The organism is Shewanella mangrovisoli, assembly GCF_019457635.1.
GTDB classification, from domain to species: domain Bacteria; phylum Pseudomonadota; class Gammaproteobacteria; order Enterobacterales; family Shewanellaceae; genus Shewanella; species Shewanella mangrovisoli.
Genome location: NZ_CP080412.1, coordinates 1744971 through 1759549 on the forward strand (window position 1 = coordinate 1744971; position 14579 = coordinate 1759549).

General features: G+C 49.3%; 14 protein-coding genes. 9 read left to right on the plus strand and 5 right to left on the minus strand.

Features of this window, described 5'->3' with window-relative positions:
• The first annotated feature begins 132 nt into the window (after positions 1-132).
• The 9 genes from K0H60_RS07790 to K0H60_RS07830 all read left to right on the plus strand — a co-directional run bounded on the left by K0H60_RS07790 (position 133) and on the right by K0H60_RS07830 (position 9150).
• Positions 133-1146, plus strand: coding sequence for an XdhC family protein (locus K0H60_RS07790; RefSeq protein WP_220057774.1), 1014 nt, complete (start codon positions 133-135; stop codon positions 1144-1146).
• Positions 1146-1850: a nucleotidyltransferase family protein gene (locus K0H60_RS07795; RefSeq protein ID WP_220057775.1), complete on the plus strand. Its 705-nt coding sequence runs from the start codon at positions 1146-1148 to the stop codon at positions 1848-1850. The genes K0H60_RS07790 and K0H60_RS07795 overlap by 1 nt, the downstream gene beginning before the upstream one ends.
• Before the next feature lie 3 nt (positions 1851-1853).
• On the plus strand, positions 1854-2351 hold the full coding sequence (locus K0H60_RS07800) for a (2Fe-2S)-binding protein (RefSeq protein ID WP_220057776.1): 498 nt from the start codon (positions 1854-1856) through the stop codon (positions 2349-2351).
• Position 2352: 1 nt separating this feature from the next.
• On the plus strand, positions 2353-4599 hold the full coding sequence (locus K0H60_RS07805) for a xanthine dehydrogenase family protein molybdopterin-binding subunit (protein ID WP_220057777.1): 2247 nt from the start codon (positions 2353-2355) through the stop codon (positions 4597-4599).
• Between the two features lie 370 nt (positions 4600-4969).
• Positions 4970-5461 carry a DUF1097 domain-containing protein gene (locus K0H60_RS07810; protein ID WP_011622224.1) on the plus strand — a complete coding sequence of 164 codons (492 nt, stop codon included), beginning with the start codon at positions 4970-4972 and terminating at the stop codon, positions 5459-5461.
• Between the two features lie 114 nt (positions 5462-5575).
• The gene (locus K0H60_RS07815) at positions 5576-7030 is read left to right on the plus strand and encodes a methyl-accepting chemotaxis protein (protein WP_220057778.1); all 1455 of its coding nucleotides are present in this window, start codon (positions 5576-5578) and stop codon (positions 7028-7030) included.
• Positions 7031-7427: 397 nt separating this feature from the next.
• Entirely contained in the window at positions 7428-7835 is a 408-nt protein-coding gene (locus tag K0H60_RS07820) for a hypothetical protein (protein ID WP_220057779.1), read from the plus strand.
• A 212-nt stretch (positions 7836-8047) separates the two neighbouring features.
• The gene (locus K0H60_RS07825) at positions 8048-8590 is read left to right on the plus strand and encodes a GNAT family N-acetyltransferase (RefSeq protein WP_220057780.1); all 543 of its coding nucleotides are present in this window, start codon (positions 8048-8050) and stop codon (positions 8588-8590) included.
• Between the two features lie 128 nt (positions 8591-8718).
• A complete protein-coding gene (locus tag K0H60_RS07830; RefSeq protein ID WP_220057781.1) occupies positions 8719-9150 on the plus strand; it encodes a nuclear transport factor 2 family protein in 432 nt (143 codons plus the stop codon).
• A 238-nt stretch (positions 9151-9388) separates the two neighbouring features.
• Here the strand turns inward: K0H60_RS07830 and xthA are convergent, their stop codons facing one another.
• The 5 genes from xthA to K0H60_RS07855 form a co-directional block, all read right to left on the minus strand.
• The gene (xthA, locus tag K0H60_RS07835; RefSeq protein ID WP_220057782.1) at positions 9389-10201 is read right to left on the minus strand and encodes an exodeoxyribonuclease III; all 813 of its coding nucleotides are present in this window, start codon (positions 10199-10201) and stop codon (positions 9389-9391) included.
• Complete coding sequence (locus K0H60_RS07840) at positions 10201-10500, minus strand: YciI family protein (protein WP_011072939.1); 300 nt, start codon at positions 10498-10500, stop codon at positions 10201-10203. Before K0H60_RS07840 ends, xthA begins: the two co-directional genes overlap by 1 nt.
• Entirely contained in the window at positions 10500-11045 is a 546-nt protein-coding gene (locus K0H60_RS07845) for a septation protein A (RefSeq protein ID WP_011716559.1), read from the minus strand. The genes K0H60_RS07840 and K0H60_RS07845 overlap by 1 nt, the downstream gene beginning before the upstream one ends.
• 161 nt (positions 11046-11206) lie before the next feature.
• On the minus strand, positions 11207-12250 hold the full coding sequence (gene fhuF / locus K0H60_RS07850; RefSeq protein WP_220057783.1) for a siderophore-iron reductase FhuF: 1044 nt from the start codon (positions 12248-12250) through the stop codon (positions 11207-11209).
• A 91-nt stretch (positions 12251-12341) separates the two neighbouring features.
• Positions 12342-14555, minus strand: a complete 2214-nt coding sequence (locus K0H60_RS07855; RefSeq protein ID WP_220057784.1) for a TonB-dependent siderophore receptor — start codon at positions 14553-14555, stop codon at positions 12342-12344.
• Between the last annotated feature and the right edge of the window lie 24 nt (positions 14556-14579).

The window sequence follows — 14579 nt, forward strand, 5'->3', positions numbered from 1 at the left end:
CGCTCGCCGCAATATTTTGTTCACCATTTCCCCTATCAATGCGAGTTCAGCTTTGTTAACTTGTTAAGTCGAATGTCATTTATTGGCTTCACTCATCTATCTAGCCGCAGATGCAAGCATGGAGTGTTGTGCATGGTTCAGCAAATTGAAGACTTATTAGAGCATTGGTTGCCCTTAGCCGATGATGCTTGGGTGCTGGCGGTGATCACCCATATTCAAGGCTCGTCCTACCGTAAACCTGGCGCCATGATGCTGTTCCATGAATTTGGCCAAGGCGCTGGGATATTAAGCGGTGGTTGTTTAGAGGTGGATCTGCGTCGCCATGCGCAAAATGCCATGCAGTCGCAACAGATTGCCTGTGTCACCTACGATGCGACGGATGAATCCGATGCTAGCTACCGCCTAGGTTGTGGTGGAAAAGTCAATATCATGTTGATCCCACTACTAAAAGAAAATCACGACCTAGGGCTTGTCGAAGTAGCCAAAGCGCTGCGTAAGAGGCAATCAGGGTTTTATCAATTGCCTCTCGCACCTGCGGGCAGTGATGCTCGCAGTTACTCGGCGCAGTTTTATTCGGTGGATAATGCACCTTTTCCCACTGCAGATTTTGCAAAATCAGGGATATTCAGCACCCCCGAAGGGGATACGTTAATCATTCCCTTAAGACCGCGATTTCATTTAGGGATTTTTGGCGGTGGAATTGATGCCCAGCCAGTGGCGGCAATTGCCCACAGTTTAGGTTGGCAGGTAAGCGTGTTTGATACTCGCACCGCATATGCGCGAACTGCCGATTTCCCCCACGCCCATACCGTTAAGCAAAGTCTTGATGAGGTCGAAGGGCTTATCGCGCAGTTGGACTGTGCCGTTGTGATGCACCACAACCTGAACTTGGATGCCGCAGCGCTTAAAGCCATTCAAGCTTATGATCTTAAATATGTTGCGCTCTTGGGGCCTGCCCATCGGCGGGAAAAAGTGCTGGCGATGACCGACCTCAGTACAGACTCATTTAGCGGTTACTTCTCGGCCCCCGCGGGGCTAGCCCTTGGCGGCGAGTTACCCAGCGCTGTGGCATTGAGCATTTTAGCTCAATGCCATGGGGTGCTACACGGCGCGCCATGTTCGACCCTCGATGGGATCATGCGCTAATGCTGAGCCGCCAACGGCTGTTAATTGTCGTGCTGGCCGCGGGTGAGAGCCGGCGATTTCAGGGGATTAAATTGGCACAGCCCTTATCAACGTCCTCGAGTGCCAATAGCGGGCAAAGCATCTTACAACGGCATATTGACCTTCTGGTTCGTTTTACCTCGGCGCCGTTGGTAATAGGGGCATCCAATCAAGTCAGTGCTTCGCTGCTAGTGGTGCTTGGTGCCCATGCTAACGAGCTGCTTTCTCAACTTGAAGCTCTTGGGGCGAATCAATTCACGCTACTGCATAATGCCGACTGGCAGACAGGCCTGTCATCGTCGCTGCGAGTCGCGGCGGATTATGCAAAAGCGCAGCAGTTTGATGGCATGTTACTCACCTTAGCGGATCAGGTCGCGCTGACATTTGAAGACTATCTGCAGCTGATTGAGACTTGGCAAACGAGTCAGCAATCTGTGGCCGCGCTTTATGCGAACGAAGCTGTGACCTTCAATGGACAAGAGAAGTTGGATGAATTAGGCGCCCCTGCTATTTTTAATGCCTCAATACTCGATTTATTAACGGATTTGACCGGCGATCGCGGCGCCAAATCCATCTTAAAACAACTGGCAAATGTGGGTGAGCTTGTGGCTGTTCCCTTACCCCATGCCGCGATTGATATTGATACTAAAGCCGATCTTGCGTCGTGGTTGGCACTTAAGGAGTGAGTTATGGCAATACCATCCTCGGAGGCGGCAAAGGACCAGAGTCTTGCGATGCCTTCCCAAAACCTGACCATTAACGGCAGATCTTTTACCTTAAATGCGGATCCCAATATGCCCATCCTCTGGGCGTTACGGGATATTTTAGGCTTAACGGGCACTAAATATGGCTGCGGCGCCGGACTCTGCGGCGCGTGTACCGTGCATTTAGATGGTCAGCCTGTGCGCGCCTGTTTAACCTGCGTATCCCAGGCGCAAGGCAAACAACTGACCACGATTGAAGGGTTGGATAATCAAAAGCTTAAAAATGCTTGGGCCGAACACAATGTACCTCAGTGTGGTTATTGTCAGGCGGGGCAACTAATGTCGGCCGCGGCCTTAGTCACTCAGCATCCCAAACCGTCGGCGGAGCAAATTGATGCCGCCATGTCGGGTAATTTGTGTCGCTGCGGTACCTATCCTCGGATAAAAGCGGCGCTGCAAAGCTATGCCAAACAGGAGGGCTAAGATGAGTACATTCACCGCAGTTGAAAATATCAGTCGCCGCGATGTGTTAAAACTTTTCGGCGCCGTCGGGGGAGGCCTCGCTCTTGGGGCGAGTGGCCTCAGTTGGAGTCCCATGGCATTGGCGCAGGATCAGCAGACGCGGCTCAATCTGTTTATCGCCATCGGTGAGGATGACAAGGTCTATTTGACCTGCCACCGCTCCGAAATGGGTCAGGGGATCCGCACTGGGATTTTACAAATCTTGGCCGAAGAGCTGGAGGCCGATTGGGATAAAATTGTGCCTATTCAAGGTCTCGCCGATAAACGCTACGCCAGCCAAAATACCGATGGCAGCCGCAGTATCCGCGAAAACTATGACCGCATGCGCGAGATGGGCGCGATGGCTCGAACCATGCTTGAGCAAGCCGCCGCAGCCCGCTGGAAAGTTCCCGTGAGTGAAGTGCAGGCCAAAGATCATCAAGTGCGACATGCCAAATCTGGCCGTGCTGCGCGCTTTGGCGAATTAGCCCTCGATGCGGCGGGATTACCACTGCCCGCGGCCGATTCGCTGCGGTTAAAGGCGGTTAAGGATTTCAAGCAAATTGGGGCTTCGCGTCAGATAGTCGATATGCAGGCCATGCTCACGGGTAAGGCTGTCTATGGCTATGATATCCAAGTGGATAATATGCTTTATGCCAGCATTATGCGCCCACCCGTATTGGGGAGCGATGTGGCAAGTCTTGACGATAGTGCGGCGCGCAAAGTAGCGGGGGTGGTCGATGTATACCGTTTGCCAACGTCCAAGGGCGCTCCGGCTTTTCAAGCCTTAGGCGGCGTAGCTGTGGTGGCGACAAACACTTGGAGCGCGCTGCAGGGACGTAAAGCCTTGCAAGTAAGCTGGACTCAGTCTGCCAACAGCAGCCACGATTCTAAAACTTACCTTAAAGAGCTGGTGGACAAGGTACAAGCCCCTGGTAAGGTGGTGCGTCAAGTTGGGGATGAGGTCAAAGCCTGGCCGAAGGACGATACCCTCAAGGCGATTTATACCGTGCCTTATCTTATCCATTCCTCCATTGAGCCACCCGTGGCCACCGCTAATGTGACCGAGAAGGGCTGTGAAATTTGGGCATCGACACAAACACCGCAGAGTACCCAGCAAAATGTGGCTGTGGCCTTAGGTATTGCCGAAGATGCGGTGAAAGTGAATGTGACGCTGCTGGGCGGCGGCTTTGGGCGCAAGTCCAAACCGGATTTCAGTGTGGAGGCGGCGCTACTCTCCAAACAATTTAAACGGCCGGTGAAGGTGAGTTGGAGCCGTGAGGATGAGATCCAAAACGGTTATTATCATGCCATCAGTGCCCAGTGTTATCAGGCCTTGTTCGATGCCAATAACAAACCCACGGCACTGCTGGCGCGCACGGGCTTCCCGTCGATCAGCTCCACCTTTGCCGAGGGTGTCGAATATCCATCCGGTGGAGAGCTGGATTTAGGTTTTGTCGATGTGCCCTTTGCCCTCGCCAATTTACGCTACGAGGCCGTTAAGGCCAGCGCCCATAGCCGTATCGGTTGGATGCGCTCGGTATGTAACATTCAACATGGGTTTGGCGTGGGCAGTTTTGTCGATGAAATGGCCCATAAAGCCAAGTTATCTTGCCCCGATATGTGGCGAAGCTTACTGGGTCAAGCGAGGCGAGAGACCTTTGAGAACCAAGGCTTTAAATATGGCAACTATGGTGAAGACTTAAACCGTCATCCCGTCGATGTCGGCCGTTACCTCAAGGTGATTGAGGCGGTTGAACAAGCTCAAGCCAAGGCGCCTAAAGCGGGTAAGAATCAAGGTTGGGGCTTTGCCGTGCACCGCAGCTTTGTGAGTGTGGTGGCGGTGGCGATGCGGGTAGAAGTCGGCGAGGACAAACAGCTTAAGGTGCTGAATGCCATAGCTGCGATTGATGCTGGCACAGTGGTTAACCCCGACAGGGTGAAAGCGCAGACCGAAGGCGCGATAGTATTTGGTTTAAGTTTGGCGCTAATGGGTGAGATCAGTTACCAGCAGGGTAAGGTGGTGCAGTCTAACTTCCATGATTATCCGCTTCTACGTTTACCCCAAGTGCCAGAGATGGAGATCATCATTATCGACTCGGATGCACCGCCTGCGGGCGTAGGGGAGCCAGGTGTACCGCCAGTGGCACCTAGCCTGACCAATGCGATATTTGCCGCAACAGGCCTTAGGATCCGCGACCTGCCGGTTAATAAACAGTTAAAGGTGTGATGCTGTAAACCACACCTGAGTGAGCAAAAAAGCGCCTAATAAGCGCTTTTTTCGTTTTTTTACCACAAATAAATTGCTTGTTAGCAAATTTACGGGCATTAATGCCGAAAATTAGCAATAGATCAGGTTTTTGTTACCAGAATAGAGGTAATTTAACCAATATGTTTACTCAAGTGACCTAAGGTATGCGGACTCGCGTACACATTCATTTGAATCGGTTCCTAGTCGGCCTGTGAGTCTGTTTTCGATTGCAGATCCCTACTAAAAATTGATCGACACGGAAGTGAAGGGCGCTATAACACCATAATACAGCCGCACCTTAAGCGCATTTGAGTATTAACTTCCGTGAAAACAATACAAAGGGGTCATCATGGAAAATCGTTGGCAAGTCGCTATTTCGGCGGGGCTATTAGCCGCTGTCTGGTGTGGTATCGCAGATGCCTTTCATCTCGTTACTTGGATTGGCTTTTTAGGTTGTAGCACCTTCTTTGCTCAGCCGAAGGCAGGTTTTCAAGGCGTGATGATGGCGTGGTGCACCAATCTCTCCGGTGTGTTTTGGGCTTGGCTCATTATCAGCGGTAGCAGTTTCTTCGTATCGCCTGTGGCAGGTTATTTGTTTACGGGTATCGCGACCTCGGCAATGTGCCTGCAGGCCAGTTATCAAAAATTAAGCTTTATTCCTGGTGCCTTTATTGGCTGTTGTATTACCTTTGCCATGGCAGGGGATGTCGCCAATATTGTGCCATCCTTAGTGTTGGGCGCGCTGTTAGGTTTTTGCATGAGTTTGTTAACGGCGCAGTTAGTTACTCTTCGCCAAAAATGGTCAGCATCAACAGGTTCTGAAATCGCCAGTGCCGATTAAATTCATCATTTTTTAATCTGCAGATGATGCCTGTGCGGTAAAAAAGTGATGGAATAGATGAGCTATAATGCTGATTTAGTACCCGATAGCCTTTAGGTCTTAGGAAATATCAAGATGAAACAAATCCAGTTTCGCACCATTGATGCCATATTGATCAAATTCAGTCTCAACGGAAAGTTTTGGGTTGTCTGCTCTATGGTGGCGCTGATCACCGCCGCCGTTGCACTCGTCAATTACCAACATGCTCACCGCAACCTCGAAGCCGCCTCTTTGGCTCGGGTGCAGGCGACGGTCGATGCCTTTGCTCAAGTCGCGAATGCACAGCAGTTGACAGGGGATACGTTGTCACAGTTTGCCCGTGACAATGGCTTAAGTGTTGTCAGTCGCCAAACTGAGGCACTGCGCCAAAGGGATAATGTAACCGCCAGTGCCAGCGTGGGATCTGGCGGCGCACTCGAGCTGTCGCAAAATGTTGCTCAATGGGAAAGCGAGGGGCGCAGCGATGCCAACTTAATGTTTTGGCTCGCGTTAATCGGTTTATTGCCCTTATTCCAACTCAGCTATTGGATTTCAACTTCCCTCGGCGGTGGTTTGTGGGATATGTACATGGCCATCAAACGCTTAGCCGATGGTGACCTAAGTTTCAGATTAAACTTTTTCGGCACCGATGATTTCAGCTTAATCGCCCGCGAAATCGACCGCTGCGCCGATAACATGAGCGAAATGGTGAGTGCTATCCGCAGCAATGCGCAGACGCTCTCCCTCGCCGCCGATGAGTTTAATCAGCAGGCAAAAAGCAGTGGCGAGTTAATTGGTGCCCAGCATCAATTTTTAGACTCAGTTGCCGTGGCCATGGCGCAGATGACCTCGGCGATTGAAGAAGTGTCGGTCAATGCCAGTAACACCTCGCTTCAGACCAAAGATAACGCCAGCCAAATGAGTGCTAGCCAAGGACGTATTAGCCACACGGTGGACAGTATCGGGCAGCTCTCAACCAAGATTGGCGCGGCATTTTCATCGGTGGAACAACTATCTAAGGATGCGGCGGGTATCGATGCCGTGGTGACTACCATCAACAGTATTTCTGAGCAGACCAATTTGCTGGCGCTGAATGCGGCCATCGAAGCGGCCCGTGCGGGTGAGCAAGGCCGCGGTTTTGCTGTGGTTGCCGATGAAGTCCGTACCTTGGCGGGACGTACTCAACAAGCGACTGTTGAGATCCAAGCGATGATCGAAGGATTGCAATCGGGCACTCGTCAGCTCTCCAATATCACCACTGAGATTGTGGACCGCGCCGATGAAGGCCGTAGCGCCATTATTGCCGTGGGCGACGATGTAGAGGGGATGGCGCAATCGGTTAATGCCGTATTCGATATGAGCAGCCAGATTGCCGCATCGGCGGAAGAGCAGAGCGTGGCCGCTCGCGATATTGCTGGCCAGCTCAATGAGATTCGCCATCAATCCGATACCATTAAACAAACGGCGCAGCGCAGTGTCACCCTAGCGCATGATTTGCAACATGCCTCGGTTGAACTTGAAGGGATCCTTAAGCAGTACCGCACTAGCTAAGCCTCGGCTTTTATGGATTGGTTCTCATTAGTATAAAAGCGAAACGGTGGTTAGCTGGCGAAGCTTAGTCGCCAAATCCAAATATTCAAATTCAAATGGCGGTTGCATCTAATGCAGTCGCCATTTTTTATGCTTATTTACATCCGATATCGTTATTGCCTTTGCTGCGACACGCCAAAGTTAACCAAGGCCTTACAGACTTTCATTTAACCGCTTAGCATTGAAACTACAACTTGGTTTAAATTCAACTCATTGTTACTAAAAGGTAAAAACGTCATCAGTCTAAAGCGTGACTTTGGTTTCATTATCAAAATACCGTTGGAGAGGAGCTGAAACTGGGGTAGGTTATCAGCCCTATATGCCCCTGTGATTAGGGGCGAAGGGATGAGAGTGACATATGCAAAGGGTTGAGAGAGCCGCCTGCGTGGTTAAAGACGCACTTGATGGCTACCGAGAGGAATTTGATGGCTTGGTGAGAGAATATGCGAATTTCTCCTATACCCAAGGGGAAGCTTACTGCGATTTTTTTGTTGATATAGCATTTATGATGAATGGTTCATGGCTATTAACGGCCGAGCTTGAGTCTGACACGATTGCTAATTTTAAATCGTTCGACTGGTACCGTATCTTGGCCATTGATGAAGCACATACGCCAGAAGATGAATTGATCACATTATTACAGACGGCCTATAAAATCGGCTATCTCTGGTTAATAGAACGTTTGTCATCACTAAAACAGCATATAGAGATAATTGAAATCCGGCTGTATCACAATGGCAGTCTTGATTATCAAGCTTTGAATTAGCGGGATGAGGTTGATTTGCCAAGCTCAATATCTGCCTTTTAAAAGTGATTAAGTTATGCTCCTTTAGCCGAATATTGCCTAATGCCGCAAGAGTCTAATGGCCTTATTTCACTATCTATTCAGTAGCTATGTTTTTGATAAACTAAACAAATCTCTCTGCATATAGTGACTCCGTGTGCATTTCCAACTTAAACAGTAAATGGATAGCTTTAATGTTAGGAATAAAAATTGAAACAGAACGTTTAGTTCTTAGAGCATTTAATGAAGATGACTCTAAAGCATTATTTGACATTTTTTCCGATCCAGAGGTGATGAAATATTGGAATACTCCTCCTTGGCGATCATTAGATGATGCCGCTGCATTTATAAATAATAGTTCCGACTCCATGTGTGATTTCCGCGGAATGACTTTAGGGATTTATAAAAAACATAGTGGTGAACTGCTAGGTAAAGTGATGCTCTTTAATTATGACAAAGAGTCAAAGCGAGCTGAAATTGGATTTGGAATAAGCCCCAAATATTGGGGAAAAGGCATCGTTTCCGAGGTTGGAACAGCATTAATTAAATTTGCATTCAATAAATTAGGTTTGCGTCGAATTGAAGCAGAGATTGACCCAGAGAATGTTTCTTCTGCCAAGGTGTTGGAGCGTATGGGGTTTATCAAAGAAGGTCATCTAAGGCAGCGCTGGGAGGTGAGTAGCGTTATCTCGGATTCTGCTCTTTATGGGCTACTTGCTGAAGATTTAAGAGCCTGAGGGCAACTGATTTGAACAAGTGGTTAATGTCAGAAATATCCGTGGTTTGGCTCTAGATTGTCATGGACTCTTTAGTGCCCCGCTAGATGGAATTTTGTTTAAAAATCAGTATAGATACAGGAATAATGATGGAAAAGGATGCATTAGTTAAGCTTGCCATTGAATACTTTAAGAAAGTTGATGCGGGTGATGCGAGTTACTTAGATTTATTTAGCGAAGAGGTCGACTTTTTCTTCCCCAAATTTGGACGCGCTATGGGCAAGGACAGCTTAGTTGAGTTTGGCAATCGCATCGGCAGTTCACTTAGCAGTATTTGGCATGATATCGACGGTTTTAACATCACTGTTTCTGGCAATAAAGTTATCGTTGAAGGGCAAGAAGGTGGGGTCATGAGTGATGGCTCCGTTTGGCCAGACAACAAGATTTCAACTGGTCGTTTTTGCAGTGTTTTTGAGTTTACTGACCATCTTATTAGCCGCATGTACGTGTACGTCGACCCTGACTTCCCAAGCCTCGATGTAGCGAGGATCTCTGTATTGTCAGGTCAACAGCAGGCCTAATGAGTAGCATTGTGTAGGTGAGTAGTACGTTAAACCATGATCGAGAACAAGTCTTCGCAATGGAGTATGTTGTGACAAGGATAACGGAATTACTCAGTACATTAAACGCGTTATCGGCGGCTGATCCAGATCATTATCCGGCAGTGACATTAGATGGGTACTTTATTGGACTCTATAACAAAAAACATCAGCCTAGGCCGATGTTTTTTATATCGATTAAAGTAGTCACTCAATCGAGTTAGGCTTCTTTAAAGGTGCTCCAAATTGGCGCGTGATCTGAGGGTTTGTCGATACCGCGCAGCTCGTAATCGACGTCGGATTCAACTAAACGTGCGGCCAGTGACGGCGTCGCTAAGATCACATCGATGCGTAGGCCACGGTTATCATCGAAGCCTTTGCTGCGGTAATCGAACCATGAATAACGCTCGCAGCGGTCGGGGTGCAGTTGACGGAAGGTATCCACCAATCCCCAATCCTGCAGGGTTTTCAGCCATTCACGCTCTTCGGGTTGGAAGCTGCATTTACCGGTTTTTAGCCAACGTTTGCGGTTAACTTCACCGATGCCGATATCCAAATCGATGGGCGAAATATTGATATCCCCAATGATGGCGATATCTTCATCGTTGCTATGATTAGCGTGCAAATGCGCCATTAAGTCCTGATAAAACTTACGCTTAGCAGGGTATTTTGTCGGATGGTCGATGCTTTCGCCCTGAGGGAAATAACCATTCAACACAGTTAGCGGGCGGCCATTTGCCTGAGCAAAGGTGCCGATAATCATGCGGCGCTGCGCATCTTCTTCATCAGTTGCAAAACCCTTTTGCACCTTAAGTGGGGCGACTTTGGAGAGCATGGCTACGCCATAGTGTGCCTTGCCACCGTGGTAATGCACGTGATAGCCCATGGCCTCGACTTCGGCGAGCGGGAAGGCTTCATCGTGCACTTTGGTTTCTTGCAGGCCGATAATGTCGGGCTGATGGCTGTCGATTAACGCTTGCAATTGATGCAGGCGAGAACGCAATCCATTGATATTGAAAGAAACGATTTTCATTAAGGCAGAACTCGTTTAAAGGGTTTAACCACAACGCTTTGATATACGCCCGCCGCGAAGTAAGGATCGGCATCTGCCCAGGCTTGAGCCGTGGCTAACGAATCGAAATCCGCAACCACTAATGAGCCGCTAAAACCCGCATCGCCTGGGTTTTCGCTATCGATAGCGGGGTGTGGACCCGCAACCAGCAAACGACCTTCATCGGCCAGTTCCTGTAAGCGAGCTAAATGCGCAGGACGCGCCGCTAAACGTTTTTCTAAGCTGTTCTCAACATCCTGAGCTGAAATCATATACCACATTATTTGAGTTCCTTGCGTTGATCTTCGGGAAGATGTTTATAAAGGTAAAAGACGGTGATAACGGTATTAATCAGGGTTAAGGCGGTGAGGCCAAACACTTTAAAGTTCACCCAAGTTTCTAACGGCAGTCTAAAGGCGACATAGATATTGACTAGGCCACAGATGGCAAAAAAGCTCACCCAGTACCAAGTTACGTGTGCCCAAATCTTATCGGCCACCTTCATCTCTTTACCCAACATGGACTTTAAAATCGACTTGTTGAGTAGCTGGCTCACACCAAGGGCTAGGGCAAATAAAGCATAAATAATAGTGACTTTCCACTTGATAAAGGCATCGTCATGGAACACTAAGGTGAGGGTACCAAACACTGTCACCATAGCGAACGTAATAAGGTGCATCTTCTCCAATTTTTTGTACAGCGCATAGGTCACGACTAATTGCAGTGCGGTGGCTGCGATTAAGGCACCACTGGCGATATAAATATCGAAAAATTTATAGACGGCAAAAAAGATAATGAGGGGCAGAAAATCAAGCAGTTGTTTCATAAATAATCGTGTTAAGAAGACGTGGGCTTGAGTGTAGCACGGGGGGCTAGAGGGAAAAAGCCGTGAAAGGTGACCGATTGCTAACTGTTGCATCAAAGCGGCGCGAACGGCTGTTGCAATCCATGTTGCCCTTACAACTAAGTGGGCTGTGACCGATAAGGCTAAGCTTGCGCGGCACGTTTGGCTTGGGCGCGCGTGGCTAATGGGCAATCGCCGCAGCGATGACTATTAGCGAGTTGATACCTTAAGCAGCATACACGGCGAATATTGTCAGCGTGAGTTGCAGTGTCGGGCAGCAGATTAATGCTGTTATATAGTGGATTATCCTCGTCATCTTCAAAGGATTTTGTGTTAAATAGCAGTGCCTTAAGGTGCTCAAATTCAATATTTGGCAATGCCATTTCGCCTAAATACCAGTGAATAAGGTAGCCTAAATGGCTCCAATACAGCTTGGCGGGTGTTGGGCTTAAACCGGTTAATCGCTCAACACTAGGGACTAGATGGCTTTGAATCCACTGAATAAGTTGTAGCTCGCGGGGTGGCGTTAAGACAGTGGTTTTAACTCTGGCGGCTTTTACTATATCGGTTTTCACCTGAGGAGTGGGGGCTAAGGTTAATTGAAACTCAAAACCTGTAACTCTGCCCGAATCGTGGGGCTTAAGGTAAAAATGCTCAGACGCTATATCAATCTGCTCAATTTGCTCAAGGGTGCTCGCAAGCGAGTGCGGCGCGTTAATAATCCACTCCAACATGGGTGGCACTAACAGACCGAAATACCACTGCCCCCAGAGCGAGTGCAGGGCTTTGGAGTTACGGCTATGGCTGAGCAATATCTGCTCGGGAATATTCTCTAACGGGATGGGGGATGTGGATTTTCCTAAGGGTGGATAGGCCTTGGCAAAATCCAGTAAAAGCTGCTGATACACGGCTGGCTGACTCCAAGTATCAATACTGAGTCCTTGGGGCTTAGTGGTTGCCACAAAATGCTGGGCATAAAATGGGGCGCGTAGCGCTAGGCGTTGATTAAACTCCTGGGCTACTTGAGTGAAATCCATTTGGCTCTTTGTTAAACCGAGTGCTGTTTGCTTGGCGATCGCAATGCCTAAACTCTGCGAGCACTTGGTTTTGCAGTGCTTGGTACGACTCGGTTTAGTCTCACTGGAAAGCTTGACTAAGGCCGGGGCTGACTCTCCTTGGCGCGCCATAATCACTCCTTAGGCTTGAATGGATTAAACTGCGGTGAACTCTAGATTTACCGCAGTTTTCATTGATTAACAGTTGGGTATCGACAGTCCGTTAGAAGCGATAATCCAAATTCACGCTCATGCTGCGTGGGGCGCCGTATTGGAACTGGCTATATTGCCCCACTTGGCTGTAGTAGGTTTTATCTAAGGCGTTGTGCACATTGGCGCTTAGCTTTAGCTGCTCGGTAAAGGCATAACTTGCCATTAGGCTGGCCAATGCGTAGGAGTCTTGCTCAACCTCGACTCTGCCTAAGGGTGAGTTCACGGTTTGATAGACTCGGCTTTGCCAATTAACCCCTGCGCCGAGCTGCAACTTGTTCCAATCGCCGCTAAAGGTATAAGTGGTAAAGAGCTTTAGCTGCTGGCGAGGGGAAGTGGTGTTGATGCGATTGCCCTTAGGATCGTCGGTGCTGAATTGGGTGTAGCCGAAGTAGATATTCCAGTCATCGGTGATTTTGCCCGTGGATTCAAACTCAAAGCCTTGGGTTTTAGTGCCGTTAACCTCTCGATACACTGGGATAGTGGTGCCCGGCAACACATCGCCAGTGCGTTCGCCAACATTATCTTGGCGAATTTCAAATACCGACAACGACATATCTAAGCTTTCATCCATCAAGCTCGCCTTAATGCCCGCCTCGTAGTTTTTACCTTTGACGGGGTCGATGTAACTGGCATCGATACGCTGCAAGGTTTGCGGCGCAAAAATATCCGTATAACTGGCGTAAAGGGAGTATTGCTCGCCCAGAGCGTAGGTCAGGCCAAAATAGGTGGTGAGCTCATTGTCGACCTTAAAATCATACATGCTGCCAAAGTTATCTTGGTCGGTTTGCCATTGGTTCAGGCGCAGCCCCGCAAGCAATGCCAAGGCATCGGTCAGATTGAGCTGCGTGGCCACATAGGCGGCGCTTTGCTCGGTTTCACCGAAGGAGCCCGTGGTGTGAGTTTCCTTCCACTGAGGTTTTGGATACTGGAAATTGGGATCGCGAAAATCTCCCAATGGCGGCACGGCGGCCGTAGGGTAATAGTAAGGGTTGGCAAACTCTTGGCGCTGACCCGTCCAGCCAAAGGTGAGCTGGTGCTCTTGGCCAAACAGGGCGAACATTCCCTGCGCCCGTAAGTCGAGGTTATGTTGGGTACGGCTACCATCGACATAGGCGATTGAGCCTGCGGTTGAGCCTATGTTTGTTACCGGATCGGGATAGCCTGTAGCCCAGAGTACATCGTATTTCAGTGAGTTATCGCCGTAACTGTAGGTGCCTTTTAGCTCCCAACCGTTATCAAAACGATGTTCAAGGCTGGCGAAGGTATTGAGTCCTTGGGTATGCGCCGAGGCCCAATCGGGGGCGGTGGAGGTCGCGCGATCGTAATTTGTACGGCTGCCATCACTGTGGAACAGCGGCAGACCGCCGGACATAGTGCCTTCGGGCGTGGTGTCTTGATAATCCACGCCTAAGGTAAGCAGTGTGCTGGCGGTAATATCGGCTTCAACAATGCCATAGAGGGTGGTGCGTTGCTGCTCGTATCTGTCTTGGAAGGATTCTTTATCCTGATAGGCGGCGACAACACGACCACGAATGCTGCCACTGTCGTTTAAGCCGCTGGATAAATCGACCATACCGCGCAGATTGTTCCATGAGCCGACACTCACTGAGGTGCTGCCCATAAATTCTTGGGTCGGGCGTTTACGAATAAGGTTAATCGCGGCCGAGGGATTACCCGCACCTGTCATTAATCCTGTGGCGCCACGGACAATTTCCACCCGCTCGTAGATGGCAGTATCGATAAGATTATCGCCGTAGTTAAAACGGGTGTCATAGGTGGTGGGCACGCCATCGTAAAGAATGCTAGTGACCGCAATCCCCCGCGAGCTGATGCTGTATCTGTCGTTGTCCATCGGCCGAGCATTGATGCCGGCCACGCTGGTCATGGCGTCGATCACGCTGTTTAGTTGTTGATCGTGCATCATTTGGCTAGTCACAGAGGTGACGGATTGCGGCGTCTCTAAATAGGACAAATCTAAGCCCGTTGCCGTATTCATCGCCTGAGTTTTGTAGCGATTATCGTGGAGATCCTTAGCGCCAACGACATTAATGATTTCAATGTCTTTGGTGGACTTTTTCTGGGTGTCGCTGGCATCGGCATAAGCATAGGGCATGCTGAGTATGGCAGAGCAGAGGATAAGCTCAGGGCGGGTGATGGCGAGTTGGCAGTGCGCCGCGAGGCGGTTGAGGGGGAAGGTTTTCATAATAATGATCTTAAATTCCATTTAGGCTGTTTGATTGACTAGGTT